The organism is Mycobacterium sp. NPDC003323 (genome assembly GCF_053589535.1).
This window is the reverse complement of record NZ_JBSFSB010000001.1, coordinates 1,083,409-1,098,847: the sequence shown is the minus strand read 5'-3', so window position 1 is coordinate 1,098,847 and position 15,439 is coordinate 1,083,409. Positions and strand designations below refer to the sequence as shown.

The 15,439-nt window shown below is 66.9% G+C and carries 16 protein-coding genes; 4 read left to right on the top strand and 12 right to left on the bottom strand.

Annotation, left to right across the window (positions count from 1 at the left end):
• Positions 1-39 precede the first annotated feature (39 nt).
• From ACWDUN_RS05145 to ACWDUN_RS05125, 5 genes are all read right to left on the bottom strand, one after another.
• Complete coding sequence (locus tag ACWDUN_RS05145) at positions 40-1,017, bottom strand: DUF58 domain-containing protein (RefSeq protein ID WP_449925425.1); 978 nt, start codon at positions 1,015-1,017, stop codon at positions 40-42.
• Complete coding sequence (gene moxR1 / locus ACWDUN_RS05140) at positions 1,014-2,150, bottom strand: chaperone MoxR1 (RefSeq protein WP_449925422.1); 1,137 nt, start codon at positions 2,148-2,150, stop codon at positions 1,014-1,016. Before moxR1 ends, ACWDUN_RS05145 begins: the two co-directional genes overlap by 4 nt.
• Before the next feature lie 137 nt (positions 2,151-2,287).
• Complete coding sequence (gene ripB / locus ACWDUN_RS05135; RefSeq protein ID WP_449925419.1) at positions 2,288-2,995, bottom strand: NlpC/P60 family peptidoglycan endopeptidase RipB; 708 nt, start codon at positions 2,993-2,995, stop codon at positions 2,288-2,290.
• A gap of 14 nt (positions 2,996-3,009) precedes the next feature.
• Positions 3,010-4,476: an NlpC/P60 family peptidoglycan endopeptidase RipA gene (gene ripA, locus ACWDUN_RS05130; RefSeq protein ID WP_449925416.1), complete on the bottom strand. Its 1,467-nt coding sequence runs from the start codon at positions 4,474-4,476 to the stop codon at positions 3,010-3,012.
• A 206-nt stretch (positions 4,477-4,682) separates the two neighbouring features.
• Entirely contained in the window at positions 4,683-5,216 is a 534-nt protein-coding gene (locus ACWDUN_RS05125) for an Rv1476 family membrane protein (RefSeq protein WP_449925414.1), read from the bottom strand.
• Between the two features lie 225 nt (positions 5,217-5,441).
• On the opposite strand from ACWDUN_RS05125, the gene ACWDUN_RS05120 reads away from it, so the two are divergent.
• Together ACWDUN_RS05120 and ACWDUN_RS05115 are read left to right on the top strand one after the other, a co-directional pair.
• Positions 5,442-8,258 carry an aconitate hydratase gene (locus tag ACWDUN_RS05120; protein WP_449925412.1) on the top strand — a complete coding sequence of 939 codons (2,817 nt, stop codon included), beginning with the start codon at positions 5,442-5,444 and terminating at the stop codon, positions 8,256-8,258.
• 29 nt (positions 8,259-8,287) lie between these two features.
• Positions 8,288-8,854 (top strand): TetR/AcrR family transcriptional regulator, encoded by a 567-nt coding sequence (locus ACWDUN_RS05115; RefSeq protein ID WP_449925409.1) that lies wholly within the window; start codon positions 8,288-8,290, stop codon positions 8,852-8,854.
• Positions 8,855-8,857: 3 nt separating this feature from the next.
• Here ACWDUN_RS05115 and ACWDUN_RS05110 read toward each other — a convergent pair whose 3' ends face one another.
• The 4 genes from ACWDUN_RS05110 to trxA all read right to left on the bottom strand — a co-directional run bounded on the left by ACWDUN_RS05110 (position 8,858) and on the right by trxA (position 12,012).
• The gene (locus tag ACWDUN_RS05110) at positions 8,858-9,049 is read right to left on the bottom strand and encodes a helix-turn-helix domain-containing protein (protein WP_449925407.1); all 192 of its coding nucleotides are present in this window, start codon (positions 9,047-9,049) and stop codon (positions 8,858-8,860) included.
• 96 nt (positions 9,050-9,145) lie between these two features.
• Entirely contained in the window at positions 9,146-10,774 is a 1,629-nt protein-coding gene (locus ACWDUN_RS05105; RefSeq protein ID WP_449925404.1) for an ABC-F family ATP-binding cassette domain-containing protein, read from the bottom strand.
• 18 nt (positions 10,775-10,792) lie between these two features.
• Positions 10,793-11,623, bottom strand: coding sequence for an enoyl-CoA hydratase (locus tag ACWDUN_RS05100; protein WP_449925401.1), 831 nt, complete (start codon positions 11,621-11,623; stop codon positions 10,793-10,795).
• 35 nt (positions 11,624-11,658) lie between these two features.
• Entirely contained in the window at positions 11,659-12,012 is a 354-nt protein-coding gene (gene trxA / locus ACWDUN_RS05095) for a thioredoxin (RefSeq protein ID WP_449925398.1), read from the bottom strand.
• Between the two features lie 129 nt (positions 12,013-12,141).
• On the opposite strand from trxA, the gene ACWDUN_RS05090 reads away from it, so the two are divergent.
• Both ACWDUN_RS05090 and ACWDUN_RS05085 read left to right on the top strand, forming a co-directional pair.
• Positions 12,142-12,732, top strand: coding sequence for a TetR/AcrR family transcriptional regulator (locus ACWDUN_RS05090; protein WP_449925396.1), 591 nt, complete (start codon positions 12,142-12,144; stop codon positions 12,730-12,732).
• Positions 12,729-14,117 (top strand): hypothetical protein, encoded by a 1,389-nt coding sequence (locus ACWDUN_RS05085; protein ID WP_449925393.1) that lies wholly within the window; start codon positions 12,729-12,731, stop codon positions 14,115-14,117. Before ACWDUN_RS05090 ends, ACWDUN_RS05085 begins: the two co-directional genes overlap by 4 nt.
• Here ACWDUN_RS05085 and ACWDUN_RS05080 read toward each other — a convergent pair.
• Genes ACWDUN_RS05080 through sufU form a run of 3 tightly spaced genes read right to left on the bottom strand, consistent with a single transcriptional unit; the run spans position 14,066 to position 15,439 of the window.
• Positions 14,066-14,608: a hypothetical protein gene (locus ACWDUN_RS05080; RefSeq protein ID WP_449925391.1), complete on the bottom strand. Its 543-nt coding sequence runs from the start codon at positions 14,606-14,608 to the stop codon at positions 14,066-14,068. The two genes, ACWDUN_RS05085 and ACWDUN_RS05080, sit on opposite strands and share 52 nt — an antisense overlap.
• Before the next feature lie 28 nt (positions 14,609-14,636).
• The gene (locus tag ACWDUN_RS05075) at positions 14,637-14,984 is read right to left on the bottom strand and encodes a metal-sulfur cluster assembly factor (RefSeq protein ID WP_449925388.1); all 348 of its coding nucleotides are present in this window, start codon (positions 14,982-14,984) and stop codon (positions 14,637-14,639) included.
• Positions 14,981-15,439: a Fe-S cluster assembly sulfur transfer protein SufU gene (sufU, locus tag ACWDUN_RS05070; RefSeq protein WP_449925385.1), complete on the bottom strand. Its 459-nt coding sequence runs from the start codon at positions 15,437-15,439 to the stop codon at positions 14,981-14,983. Before sufU ends, ACWDUN_RS05075 begins: the two co-directional genes overlap by 4 nt.

Below are 15,439 nucleotides of genomic sequence, written 5' to 3'. Positions count from 1 at the left end.
GTGTGCCTAGTCATTTCAGTATCGATTGCCCCACCCACGCTACCGACCACCGGCCATGGCACCCCGGCGCCGGTCCGCCACGAAGCGCACCACGTCGGCGATCCAGTCCCGGTCGGTACGCAGCGTCAGCAGCGGCGCATCACAGCGACGCAAGGTACGGGCCACTTCGGCACGGTGCGCCGCCGAGGCACGGGCGAAATCGTCCCGCAGCTTTTCGTCGATGGTGAACTCGCGCGTGACACCGGATTCGGTGTCCTGCAGCACCACATCACCGACCGCGGGCAGTTCCACATCGCGCGGATCGATGACCTCGATACCGAGCACCTCGTGGCGACCGGCGATGGCCCGCAACGGGCGCATCCAGTCGATCGGTCCGAGGAAGTCACTGATGATGACGGCCATCCCGCGCCGGCGCTCGGGCCTGCGCAACGCATCGATCGCACCGGCCAGGTCGCCGCGCACCCCCATCGGGGCCTGCGGCGTGGTGGCGATGGCGCGCAACAACTCCTGCTCGTGCAGGCGACCGGACAGTGCGGGCACCCGCTTCATCGACGCGCCGTTGGAGATCACCGCACCGATGCGGTTGCCGCCGCCGCTGTTGAGGAACGCGATGGCCGCCGAGGCCGCCACCGCCAGATCGCGTTTCTCGCACCCGGTGGTGCCGAAGTCCAGGCTGGACGACACATCGACCACGAGCCAGGTTTCCAGCTCGCGGTCGGCGATCATCTGCCGGACATGCGGTTGGGTGGTGCGTGCGGTCACCGACCAGTCCATCCGGCGGACGTCGTCGCCGGGCTGGTACATCCGCGACTCCCCTGGCTCCGAACCCGGTCCGGGGATCAGGCCGAGGTGATCGCCGTGCAACACCCCGTCGAGCTTGCGTCGCACCGTCAGCTCGAGCTTGCGCAGCGCCGCACTCAGTGCGGGATCGCGGATCTCACCACGCTTGAGCGAGGGCAGGTCGACCGTCCGTCCTTGCTTCGGCGAAGCCGAACGATCCGGCCCGGTCCCGGTCACCGACCGCCGGCCGCCGCCGCGGCGGGCACCCCGGGAGGCGCCGAATGACCTTGCTGCGGAATGGCATTGACCTGAGGCAGCCCGACCGTCTGCATGATGCGGTTGATCACGGTCTCGGCCGAGACCTCGTCGGCCAGCGCGTCGTAGGTGAGCACCAGACGGTGCCGCAGCACATCCGGGATCACCTCGACGACATCCTGCGGGATGACGTAATCGCGACCGCGCACCAGCGCCAGCGCGCGGGACGCCGAGATGATGCCGAGCGAGGCGCGCGGCGAGGCGCCGTAGGCGATCCACGACTTGGCATCGGGCATGCCGAACTTCTCCGGCTCGCGGGTCGCGGTGACGATGCGCACCACATAGTCGACGAGTGCGTGATGGACGAAGTTGTTGGCCGCCACCTCCTGCAGCCGAAGCAGGTCACCGGTGTTCAGGATCTGCTTGGGCTCAGGCGGTTTCACGCCCATCCGGTAGATGATCTCGCGCTCTTCCTCCGGCGACGGGTAGTCGACGTTGAGCTTGAACAGGAAGCGGTCACGCTGCGCCTCGGGCAGCTGATAGACACCCTCCTGCTCGATCGGGTTCTGGGTGGCCATCACCAAAAACGGCGTCGGCAGCGGGAAGGTCTTGCCGCCGATGGAGATCTTGCGCTCGGCCATGACCTCCAGCAGTGCGGACTGCACCTTGGCCGGGGCACGGTTGATCTCGTCGGCGAGCAGGAAGTTGACCACCACCGGGCCGAGTTCGATGTCGAACTCCTCCTGACCTTGGCGGTAGATGCGGGTACCGACGATGTCGGTGGGCACCAGGTCCGGGGTGAACTGGATACGCGCGAAGGTGCCGCCGACGACCTTGGCGAAGGTCTCCACCGCGAGGGTCTTGGCCACACCGGGCACACCTTCGAGCAGGACGTGCCCCTTGGCGAGCAGGCCGACCAGCATCCGTTCCACCAGGCGGTCCTGGCCGACGATGATGCGCTTGACCTCGAAGATCGCCCGCTCCAGGGTGTGCACCTCGCCCTGCAGGCCTGCACTCGCGGGCGGTGCGCTCTGCGTGCCGGGCGGGTAGCCCTGCGTCGGGGCCGGGCCTTGATAGCCTCCGGCGCCCTGCGGCGGCCCACTCGGTGACGTCATCTAGCTTCCTCCCACGGTCGATCTGCAACAAACTCGCTGGACTTCATGGCGACCGCCGAGGTGGCGGGGCATCCGCCGTCAACTATTCCAGGCAGTTCGAGATCCGTCGACGTCACCCACCCAGCGTGGCGGGTACGTCAGGATTCGATGATACGAACCAGGTGCGGTGACATCCCGGCGGTACGCAGCGGGCTGACGGTCACCTTCTCCGCACTGCCGGAGGCCTCCAGCATCTTGCCGCCGCCCAGATAGATGGCCACGTGCTGGCTGCCGCCGGGACCCCAGAAGATCAGGTCACCGCGTTTGGCCTGCGACGGCGGGATGGCCCGGCCGAAGTTGTACTGATCACCCGAATACTTCGGGATCTGCACGCCCACACCGGCGAAGGCATAGCGGGTGAAACCCGAGCAGTCGTAGCCGATCTTGCCGGCGTCATAGTCGACGCCGGGGCCGGGTCCGGTCAGCGTGCCGCCACCCCAGGAGTAGGGCACACCGAGCTGGGATCCACCGCGGCGGATCACGTACTCGATGGCCTGCGGTCCGCGCACCCGGGCACCCATCGGCAGGCCGCCGGTGGAGGCGGCCGGCGCGGGCGCCAGCCCGATGGACTGCAGGAATTTCGAGCCCAGGCTTTGAGTGGTTTCCAGCGCGATCTTGCTCACCTGGAACGACGCATTCGCGATCGCCACGGGGTCACCGGGCGCACCCGAGCTGGGCCGGGCCGGCAGGGTCGGATCCCATTCCGGCGCCGCGGTCGCAGGCGATGCGCTGCCGATGGCCATCGCGCCGGCCACCGCCAGCGCGGCGAGCACCCGGTTGAGGTTTCGAAAGCGTTTGGAGTTCAAGGAATTCCCTACGTTCAGTACTCGATGTAACGGACGGCATGCGGGGTCATGCCACTGGTGCGCACCGGTGAGATCTTGACGTGTGAGCCGGTGTACGGGGCCTCGATCATCTGGTTGTTACCGAGGTAGATGGCGACGTGCTGGCTGCCGCCGGGACCCCAGAACAGGACGTCGCCGCGGCGCATCTGCGATGTCGGGATCTTGCGTCCCATGTCGTACTGGGCGCCCGAGTAGTGCGGAAGCTTGATACCGACCCCGGCGAACGCATACAACACCAGACCCGAACAGTCGAAACCTACTGTGCCTGCGCCGGAATCGATACCGTTGCTCTTCCCGGCGGCGTTGCCGCCACCCCACGAGTACGGCACACCGATCTGCGACATGGCGCGCTTGATGACGTACTCGGATGCCGTCTGGCCATGCACCCGGGGAATGGCGCCGTTGTTGGTGAATCCGGTCGGCGTCGGCAGGATGCCGAGCTTCTGCAGGAACTTTCGGCCCATGTCCGCGGTCACCTGGGCCGAGGTCTGCATGATGCCCAGGATCGCGTTGATGATCGCGATGGGATCGCCGCTGACGAAGGCGCTCGGGATGGCCGGCAGGGTCAGATCCCATTGACTGGACTGCGCGGGCGCCGGTCCGCCGGGCTTGCGGTCCCAGTCGGCGGCCGGAGCACGTCCGGTCGGCGCCGCACCGCCCGGTGCGGCGGGCGCCGGAGCCCGGCCCGCAGGCACCGGTCCCGACGGTGCCGCCAGCGGCAGAGCCGGTCGCACGGCATCCAGCTTCGCTTGTGCGGCAGCACGTTCGGCGGTGAGACGGTCCAGTTCGGCCTGCTGCGATCCGAAGGTCTGCTGCGCCTGTGTCAGGCTGGCGACGGCGGCGTCCTGGCTCGTCTGCGCCGCGGCGGCGGCCTTGTCGGCGTTCTCCTTGGCCAGTCGCGCCGCGGACTCGCGGTTCACCTGTTCGGTGCGCGCCTTCTGCAGGTCGGCCATCACCTGCTGCGAGCTTGCGGCGAGCGCCTGCCCGGTGGCCGCGGTGTGCAGCGCCGCGTCCGGATCGGCGGCCGTCAGATAGGACGCCGAGGGGCCGTTGACATAGGCGGCGACGGCGTAGGTGTCGACGCGTCGTTGCGCATCGGCGATCGCGGCGCCGGCGTCTTCCACACCGCGCCGACTGGCCTCGACCTCGGCCGCGGCGGTCGCGGCGTTGTCGCGTGCGGTCTGCACCTCGACCAACGCCTTGTTGACGCTTTCCTGCTGAAGCTGTACTGCCGCACCGAGATCCTGCAGCTTCTGGTTGGCGTCGGCGACCGCGGCCACCAGCGCCGCGATCCCTTCCGGTTTGACCGGGTCGGCGATCGCGACCGGCCCGGTGATCGGGCTGTGCGGCAGCGCGCCCGCGCACAACAGGCCCATCGTCAGGGGTACCGCGCAGACTCGCCCGTAGAAACGGGACGCGGAGGCGCCCGGGGTGCGTCTCATTCGACTCAAGTCTCCTAGGGCTCAACGCGGAACGTTTGGCACATCCGTGTCAGGAGTCACATCAATCACAGCTGAAACACCAAACACTGTTTGCACCGTACGTCACATCACGCGCTAAAGAAACTTTAGTCACAAATTACATGAATGTAATTGAAATGACCGTTATCGAACGGTGATATTCGAATTCGAAGAAGGCCGTTCGGCGATTACTCGCGGGGGCTTGCAGAGCCCGTATCAGCAACGCTCCGACGGGCACGAACCTGCAGTACACGGGTACAAACGGCGGCCAAGGCAACGCCTAGCACAAGCACCACGGTAAACGGCGTCCAGGGAAAGTCCGGAGTTTGCAATTGGGTCACGAAATTTTGCGAAGACAGCACCGGATCGCCGGTTTTCGCGAGGTCCTGACCGGCCTCCAGAGTCACCCGGTCGAAAGCCCGGCTATAGGTGCCTGCATAGAAGGGGCTGATGGCCAGCACCGTGGAGCCGGGGAAGTCCTGGCCCACCTCGGTCGCGATATCGCGCAGCGGTGTGTCGATCGGCGGATTCTGGTCGATGACGACGATCTTGAGCTCGATACCGTCCGCTTCGGCCGCCGTGACCACATCGCGCAAGGCGGCGATATCGGCCCCAGGCGGGGCGCTGACGCCACCGTCGCCGACCTGGTCCTTGACCAGGTTCATGTCCACCCCGGGCGGGATGTAGGCGGGGATGTGCGGCAGTACGTGCGGTCCGGTCACCACCGCACCGTACCGCCGCCGCGCGCGCCGGCCATCACCCGACTCGCCACCTGTCACCGCCGCGTGACGTCGGCGTGATCTCACCATCTGGCCGAGCGGTCGCATACGGCGGCGCACTGGAGAAGACTGGAACCCACCCGCCCAGCTATGCAGGACAAGCGTACTGTTAGGATCAGTGGTGCCGTCGACACAGCCCGTCGCGGCGAGATCTAACCGGGAGTTGATGTGAGTAGCACAGATTCGGTCAATTCGTTTGGAGCCCGCGACACGCTGACCGTCGGGGACAACAGTTATGAGATCTACCGCCTCGACGCGGTGCCCGGTACCGAGAAGCTGCCCTACAGCCTCAAGGTGCTCGCGGAGAACCTGCTGCGCACCGAGGACGGCGCGAACATCACCAAGGAACACATCGAGGCCATCGCCAACTGGGATCCGCAGGCTGAGCCGAGCATCGAGATCCAGTTCACCCCGGCCCGGGTGCTGATGCAGGACTTCACCGGCGTGCCCTGCATCGTCGACCTCGCCACCATGCGTGAGGCCGTGGCGACCCTCGGCGGCGACCCGGACAAGGTCAACCCGCTCTCTCCCGCGGAGATGGTCATCGACCATTCGGTCATCCTCGACGTGTTCGGCCGCGCCGACGCCTTCGAGCGCAACGTCGAACTCGAATACGAGCGCAACGGCGAGCGCTACCAATTCCTGCGTTGGGGCCAGGGCGCGTTCGACGACTTCAAGGTCGTCCCCCCGGGCACCGGCATCGTGCACCAGGTGAACATCGAGTATCTGGCCCGCGTCGTGATGACCAGGGATGGCGTCGCGTACCCCGACACCTGCGTGGGCACCGACAGCCACACCACCATGGAGAACGGCCTCGGCGTGCTGGGCTGGGGCGTCGGCGGTATCGAGGCCGAGGCGGCCATGCTGGGCCAGCCGGTATCGATGCTCATCCCCCGCGTCGTCGGGTTCAAGCTGACCGGTGAGATCAAGCCCGGCGTCACCGCCACCGACGTGGTGCTCACCGTCACCGACATGCTGCGCAAGCACGGCGTGGTCGGCAAGTTCGTCGAGTTCTACGGCAACGGTGTGGCCGAGGTGCCGCTGGCCAATCGCGCCACCCTGGGCAACATGAGCCCCGAATTCGGTTCCACCGCAGCGATGTTCCCGATCGACGCGGAGACCATCAACTACCTGCGGCTGACCGGGCGAACCGAGGAGCAGCTCGCACTGGTCGAGGCGTACGCCAAGGAACAGGGCATGTGGCACAACCCCGACAAGGAGCCGGTGTTCTCCGAGTACCTCGAGCTGGATCTGTCCACCGTGGTGCCGTCGATCTCAGGCCCCAAGCGCCCGCAGGACCGCATCGAGCTCTCGGACGCCAAGAACGCCTTCCGCAAGGACATCCACAACTACGTCGAGGAGAACCTGCCGACTCCGGAGACCAAGCTGGACGAGGCCGTCGACGAGTCGTTCCCGGCCAGCGATCCGGTGTCGCTGTCCTTCGCCGACGACGGCGCCGTGGACGCCCGCCCGTCCGCCGCCAACGGCTCGGAGGGCCGACCCACCAAGCCGGTCACCGTGAAGTCCGACGAGCGTGGCGAGTTCGTGCTCGACCACGGCGCCGTGGTGGTCGCCGGCATCACGTCCTGCACCAACACCTCCAACCCTTCGGTGATGCTGGGCGCCGCGCTGCTGGCCAAGAAGGCGGTCGAGAAGGGTCTGACCACCAAGCCCTGGGTGAAGACCAACATGGCGCCCGGTTCGCAGGTGGTCACCGACTACTACAACAAGGCCGGCGTGTGGCCATACCTGGAGAAGCTCGGTTACTACCTGGGTGGCTACGGCTGCACCACGTGCATCGGCAACACCGGCCCGCTGCCCGACGAGATCTCCAAGGCCATCAACGACAACGACCTGTCGGTCACCGCCGTGCTGTCGGGTAACCGCAACTTCGAGGGCCGCATCTCCCCCGACGTCAAGATGAACTACTTGGCCTCCCCGCCGCTGGTGATCGCTTACGGCATCGCCGGCACCATGGACTTCGACTTCGAATCGGATCCGCTGGGGCAGGACAACGACGGCAACGACGTGTTCCTCTCCGACATCTGGCCCTCTGCCGCCGAGATCCAGGAGGTGATCGCCTCCTCGATCGACCGCGACATGTTCGCCGAGTCCTACGCCGACGTGTTCAAGGGCGATGACCGGTGGCGCTCACTGCCGACGCCAGAAGGCAACACCTTCGCCTGGGATGACAGCTCCACCTACGTGCGCAAGGCGCCCTATTTCGACGGTATGCCCGCCGAGCCGGAGCCGGTCTCTGACATCACCGGAGCCAGAGTGCTTGCCCTGCTGGGCGATTCGGTCACCACCGACCACATCAGCCCGGCCGGTGCGATCAAGCCGGGCACCCCGGCCGCGCAGTACCTGGAGGCCAACGGTGTGGAGCGCAAGGACTTCAACTCGCTGGGCTCGCGGCGCGGTAACCACGAGGTGATGATCCGCGGCACCTTCGCCAACATCCGGCTGAAGAACCAATTGCTCGACGATGTCTCCGGTGGCTACACCCGCGACTTCACCCAGGATGGCGGTCCGCAGGCGTTCATCTACGACGCCTCGGTCAACTACCAGAAGGCGGGCATCCCGCTGGTGGTGCTGGGCGGAAAGGAATACGGCTCGGGCTCCTCGCGTGACTGGGCGGCCAAGGGCACCACGCTGCTCGGTGTGCGTGCGGTCATCACCGAGAGCTTCGAGCGCATCCACCGGTCCAACTTGATCGGCATGGGCGTCATCCCGCTGCAGTTCCCGGCCGGCGAGTCGGCCGCGTCGCTGAAGCTCGATGGCACCGAGACCTTCGACATCACCGGTATCGAAGAGCTCAACAACGGCAAAACGCCGAAGACGGTGCACGTCACCGCCACCAAGGAGGACGGCTCGAAGGTGGAGTTCGACGCGGTGGTCCGCATCGACACCCCGGGTGAGGCCGACTACTACCGCAACGGTGGCATCCTGCAGTACGTGCTGCGCAACATGCTCAAGGCGAAATAGGCAGGGGGCACAGAGGCAACGGAACCACCGTGCCACGGGTAACCGACGATCATCTGGCCGCGCGACGCCGCCAGATCCTCGACGGCGCCCGGCGCTGCTTCGCCGAGTACGGCTATGAGAAGGCGACCGTGCGGCGGCTCGAACACACCATCGGGCTGTCGCGCGGCGCCATCTTCCACCACTTCAAGGACAAGGACACCCTGTTCTTCGAACTGGCCCGCGAAGATGCCGAACGGATGGCGGACGTCGCCGCGCGCGAGGGGTTGATCCAGGTGATGCGCGATCTGCTTGCCGCACCCGACCAATTCGACTGGTTGGTCACCAGGCTGGAGATCGCGCGCAAGCTGCGCAACGACCCTGCGTTTCATCAGGGTTGGGCCGAGCGGTCGGCCGAACTGTCGGCGGCCACCACCGAGCGGCTACGCAAGCAGAAGCAGGCCGGACGGCTGCGCGAGGACGTGCCGGGTGCGGTGCTGCAGACCTATCTGGACTTGGTCCTGGACGGTCTGGTGGCGCGGTTGGCATCCGGTGAGGACACCGAGAACCTCAGCGCGGTGCTGGACCTCGTCGAGGATTCGGTGCGACACCCGCGCTGAGCGTCAGCCGGCTTTACGGCGGTGATTGGGCCCGCCGCGACTCCGCATCCGCGTGCCGGACTCGAGCAACATGCTGTGCACGGACCCGTACGATCGGCCGGTCTGCGCGACCAGCGACCGAATGCTCGCGCCACGTTCATAGGCGCTGCGCAGGTCGGTCAGGATCTGCTCACGGGACTTGCTCATTTCATTCATCGATTTCTCCCCACTCCCGATCCTCGTCGCGGATACCCAGACTACGAATGGGTAAACGCGACGGATCGGAATCGATGAAAAGCGTTGCGCGCAGCGCTATGCCAGCTCGATGAGATCCCGGTACTCGGTGGACCAGAAATCCTCGGTACCGTCGGGCAACAGCACCACCCGCTGGGGGTCCAGAGCCTCGGCAGCACCGGGATCGTGGGTCACCAGCACCACCGCACCCTGGTAACTGCGCAGCGCGTCGAGCACCTGCTCGCGTGAGGCGGGGTCGAGGTTGTTGGTCGGCTCGTCGAGCAACAGCACGTTGGCCGTCGAGGCCACCAGGCCGGCCAGCGCCAACCGGGTCTTCTCGCCACCGGACAGCGTGCCGGCCGGCTGGTCGAGCTGCGGCCCGGTGAACATGAACGCGCCCAGCAGTCCTCGAAGGTCCTGCTCACCGGTATCGGGCGCGGCATGGCGGATGTTCTCCCACACCGTCGCCTCGTTGTCCAGGGTGTCGTGCTCCTGGGCGAAATACCCGATCTTGAGGCCGTGCCCGGGCACCAACCCGCCGGCATCCGGGGTTTCGGTGCCCGCCAGCAATCTCAGCAATGTGGTCTTGCCGGCGCCGTTGAGACCCAATACCACAACCCGAGAACCCCGGTCGATCGCCAGATCGACGCCGGTGAACACTTCCAGCGAACCGTAGGTCTTGGTCAGCCCCTTCACCACCAGCGGTGTCTTACCGCACGGTGCGGGCACAGGGAACTTGATACGCGCCACCTTGTCGGCCACCCGCTCGTCGTCGAGCTCGGCGATCATCCGCTCGGCACGGCGCAACATGTTCTGTGCCGCAACCGCTTTGGTGGCCTTGGCGCCCATCTTGGCTGCCTGCGCCCGCAGCGCGCCCGCCTTCTTCTCGGCGTTGGCACGTTCGCGACGGCGTCGTTGTTCGTCGGTGGCCCGGGCGTCCAGATACTTCTGCCAGCCCATGTTGTAGACATCGGCCTCGCCACGCACGGCGTCGAGGAACCACACCCGGTTCACCACGTCGGCGAGCAGGTCGACATCGTGGCTGATCACCACCAGCCCGCCGGTGTGGTTCTGCAGGAAGCTGCGCAGCCAACCGATCGAGTCGGCGTCGAGGTGGTTGGTGGGCTCATCGAGCAGCAGCGTGGTGGCCGATCCCGATCCGGTATCGGACGCCGCGAACAGGATGCGGGCCAGTTCGACCCGGCGGCGCTGCCCACCCGACAGCGTGCGCAACGGCTGCGTCAGCACCCGGTCGGGCAGGCCGAGGCTGGCGCAGATCCGGCCCGCCTCGCTCTCGGCGGCGTACCCGCCGAGGGCGGCGAAGCGTTCCTCCAACTGGCCGTAGCGACGCACCGCGCGGTCGCGGGCCGAGTCGTCGGCGACTTCGGCCATCAGGACCTGCTGCTTCTCCAGATCGGCCAGCAAGGTGTCCAGTCCGCGGGCCGAGAGCACGCGGTCGCGCGCCAGCACGTCCAGGTCGCCCTCGCGAGGATCCTGCGGCAGATACCCGATCTCCCCGGTCGACTCCACCTTGCCCGCGTAGGGCTCGCCCTCACCGGCGAGAATGCGCATCGTCGTGGTCTTGCCCGCGCCGTTGCGCCCGACCAGGCCGATCCGGTCGCCGGGTTGGATGCGCAGCGCGGCGCCCTCGATGGACAGCAGTGTGCGCGCCCCGGCGCGGACCTCCAGGTCCGTTGCGGTGATCACGCCACTACCTCCTGTTGACTACTTGTCGTCGGTGAACACCGGCGAACGCTTATCTTTGCGTGCGGCGACCGCTTCTTCAAAGTTGGCGGTGAGCAGACGCACGTAGAGCTGGCCGAGACCTTCGGCCTGCATGTGGCCCTCCAGGCTACCGGCGTCCAGTCCACTCCACAGCGTGCGCTTGGTCAACTCGATTCCGGGCCGGGAGAACGCCGCGATGCGCTCGGCCATGGCAAAGCACCGCGACAACAGCTCGTCCTCGGGTGCGACGCTGGAGACCAGGCCGATGCGCTCGGCTTCGGCGGCGTCGACATCGCGTCCGGTGAGCATGATCTCGAAGGCGCGCGAGGCCCCGATGGCGCGCGGCAGCAGATAGGACAGGCCCAACTCGCTGGCCGTCAGGCCGTTGTTGATACCGGCGGCCCGGAAGTACGCACCCGCCGCGGCAACCCGGATATCGCATGCCAGGGCAAGACACAGGCCACCGCCGATGGCGGCACCGTTGACCGCCGCGATCACCGGTTGGTGCAGCCGGCGCAGCGCCAGGATGACGTCGTCGAGCACCTCCATCGAGCGCAGCGCGTAGCTTGGCCGGGTCAGCCCGTCGACATGCGGAACCGATCCGGCGGATTTGTGGTCGGCGCCCGAGGAGAATCCCCGGCCGGCACCGGTGAGGACGACCGCGCGCACCGCGTTGTCGTGGCGCAGGTCGTCCAACACCGAGCGCAGCGGGACCATGACGTCGAACGCCATGGAGTTCATCCGCTCCGGCCGGTTCAACGTGACCAACGCCACGCCCGGTGTCGGCTGGTCGACCTTTACGAATTCGCGGTGCTCGGTCACGTCGTGCACGCTATCGCGTGCCGGGCCGTGACCGGCTCAGAGCGTCAGTTCTGCTGCGACGCGATGGCGGCGTCGATGTCGAAGTCCTTGATCTTGGTGATCAGTTCCTCGAGCTGGGCGGGGCCGAGCGCACCGGACTGCCGGAACACCTGGTGCCCCTTCTTGAACGCCATCAGGGTCGGGATGGCCTGGATCTCGGCGGCCTGCGCCAACTCCGGCTCGGCCTCGGTGTCCACCTTGGCGTGGACGACGTCGGGATGCTTGTCCGCCGAGGCGCCGAACGTCGGCGCGAAGGCACGGCATGGACCACACCACGACGCCCAGAAGTCGACGAGCACGATGTCGTTTTCGTCGACGATCGACTTGAACTCTGCTGCGGTGATGTCCTTTGTACTCACGTTCTCCCTAACGTCGCGGCCGGTCCCCGAATTCCCAGTATGGCCTGCCATGGGCGACCTCAAACGGATTCCGGTCGAGCCTTGATAGATGCACTTGTGTAGCTACATATGTGTAGCTATGGTGGCCGCATGCGCCGACCTGTGGAGTCACTCAAGAACGACTGCCGGGACGCGGTGCTCGCCGAGATCGCCGAGGCCGGACTGGCAGGGCTCACCGTGGACGGCGTCGCGCGGCGCGCTGGCGCGGCCCGAACCTCGATCTATCGGCACTGGAGCACCGTGGAGGAACTCCTGCTCGACGCTCTGGCTGCGGCCTACCCGCGAGAGCAGCCCACCGTCCGCGGCGGAAATCTGCGCGGTGATCTGGTGCGCTCGCTGGAGCAGCTCACCGACTGGCTGTCGGGGCCGACGGCCCCCGCGGTGGCCGCGATCCTCGGCGAGCGGCGTCGCCGCCCGGATCTGGTCGACGAGTTGTACCGCCGGGTGTTCGACGCCCACGGCGGGCGCTTCACCCGCACCGTCCTCGAGCACTACGCCGCCCGCGGCGAGATCGACCCGGCCCGGGTGACCCCGATCGTCTGCGATATCGGCGAGGCACTGGTCATCAAGCATCAGATCGACAACGGCGAGCTTCCCGACGCCAACGTCCGCCGCGCCATCGTCGAGCAGGCCATCATGCCCGCGCTCGGCATCTCGACCACCCGCGAAGGAGCATCGTGACCATCCCCGTCCACGTCGACTGGCAGCGCAGCACCGGGGTGTCACGGACCACCCTGACCACGCATCTGTGGACCGCTCCCCCGTTGCGCCGGGGATCACCGGTACACGACAGGGCGTTCGGCGCGCTGCGCGATCTGCGGGCCGATCTGGTCCGGTTTCTGCCCTGGTTCTCCCATCCGCGGTTGTCGGTACCCCAGCTCGAACCGCCGACCGTCACCGAGACCCATTGGAATTTCGGCCATCTCGATCCGTTCGTCGAGGACTTCATGGCCGCCGCCGAGGGGCGCGCGGTGGTTGCCAATTTCGCGACCATCCCGGCCTGGATGTTCACCGACCCGGTCGACGTACCCGCCGATCCCGACGAGATCGTCTGGGATTACGAACGCGGCACGGAGTTTCGCGACCCCACCCTGACCGAGGTCGCCGAGTACTTCTATCGGATCGCGAGCTGGTACATCGCCGGCGGTTTCACCGACGAACTCGGAGGCCGGCACGAGTCGGGTCACCGGTATCGCTTCGCGTACTGGGAAGTGCTGTGCGAACCGGATATGCGCGGGATGACGCCGCAGACCTATACCGCGCTGTACGACGCCGTGGTCCGGCGTCTGCAACCGCTGGATCCGCAGATGAAGTTCGTCGGTCTGTCACTGACGCACATGCACCGCGACCCGGAATACTTCTGGACCTTCCTGGACCCGGCCAACCATCACGACGGGCGTGCCCCGCACGCCATGTCCTACCACTTCTACGCTCACCCGGAGATCATCGACCCCACCGCACCCGAACTGAATGCACCGGAAAGCCACTGGCGCGACATCTATTTCGCGCAGGTCGAAGGCTTCATCGAGCAGGTGCGGCTGATCGACTCGATCCGGCGCAGGATCGCGCCGGACACCCGGACGTTCATCAACGAGGTCGGCACCTTCCCGGCCGACCTGATGAACCCCGAACCGGAGATCTCGCAGGAGTACTGGCGCCTCAGCGCGGCCGTGCAGTCCTATCTGTGGGCCAGGCTGCTGGAGATCGGCGTCGACCTGGTGGGCATCGCCGAGTTCATGGACTACCCCGCGATGATCCCCGGTGTCAGCCTGATCGACTGGGAAACCGGCGAACCCAACGCGCGATACGATGCGCTGGCCTACCTGCTGCGGCACTTCGGTCCCGGCGACACCCTGGTGGCCACCGCTGCCGGCCACCCCGGTCACCCGGACCCACGCATCCACGCGCAGGGGTTCCTCTCACCGGCCGGCGAACGCAAACTGTTGGTGATCAACAAGACCGGCGCACCGATGGACATCGCACCCGGCGACGGCGACACCGTCGGGGTCGGACCCTATGAGATCCGCGTGCTGGAGCACGCGGCGTCCGCATTGGCCAGCAGCTGATCCTGCCGCGTCGGCCACCACCAGATCTCGGCCGCCAGCAACGCCAGATAGATGCACGACACCACGGCATTGCCCAGTGATCCGAACACCGCGTCCCACACCGCCGTCAGGACCGCCACCACGAGCACGAAAATCAGTAGTCTGCGCCACGGCCGCGCCTGGTCGGCCGCCGCGTGCAAGCCGCACGCGTAATCGGCAAGGGCGCCGCTCAGGGCAGGGTCCGGCACCGCGACACCGCGGCGCGCCGCACCGGCCACCGCCAGGCGCTGCGCACCGGTCAGGGTGCGCGCCGCCGGCCAGAATCGCGCCATGCGACGTGCCATCCAGGACCCGTACCAGCCGCCGACCACCACGAACACAGCGATTCCGGCCGCCGCCAACCCGGAGTCGATCCAGGCCAGCACTCCCAGCGACAGGCCGACCACACCGCCGACGATCAGTGCACGGCCGTACGGTCCCTGTCGCCACACCCGGGCCGGAATGGTGACCATCCGGTGATTGTGCGCCGCTGCGCAGAAATCAGACGGTGAAACCCAGCGCGCGCAGCTGCTCGCGACCGTCGTCGGTGATCTTGTCCGGGCCCCACGGCGGGTTCCACACCCAGTTGATCTTGATCTCGTTGACCAGGCCGGCGCCGACCAGCGCATTACGGGACTGATCCTCGATGACATCGGTGAGCGGGCAGGCCGCCGAGGTGAGCGTCATATCGATGAGCGCGACGGTGCCCGCGTCGCCCTCCTCGAGATTCATGCCGTAGACCAGGCCGAGGTCCACGACGTTGATACCGAGTTCGGGGTCGACCACATCACGCATGGCCTCCTCGACATCGGCGAGCAGTTCCTCGTTCACGGGACCGGTCTCGGTCATCGTCTGTCCTCCACATCATGGCTGGCCTCGGCGAGGGCGGCCTTGAACGCCGTCCAGCCCAGCAGCGCGCATTTCACCCGTGCGGGGTATTTGGACACTCCGGCGAAGGCGATTCCGTCGCCGAGCACGTCCTCGTCTCCTGCAACGTTGCCACGTGAGGAGATCATCTCGGTGAAGGCGGCCACCGTCTTCAGTGCGTCACCCACACTCTGCCCGATCACCTGATCGGTCAGCACCGAGGTGGCGGCCTGGCTGATGGAACAGCCCTGCCCGTCATAGGAGATGTCGCGGACCGTCTCACCGTCGGCCGACAGCGCGACCCGCAGCGTCACCTCGTCACCGCAGGTGGGGTTCACGTGGTGCACCTGTGCCCCGAACGGTTCCCGCAGGCCGCGGTTGTGCGGGTGCTTGTAGTGGTCCAGGATCACTTCCTGGTACATCTGTTCCAGTCTCAT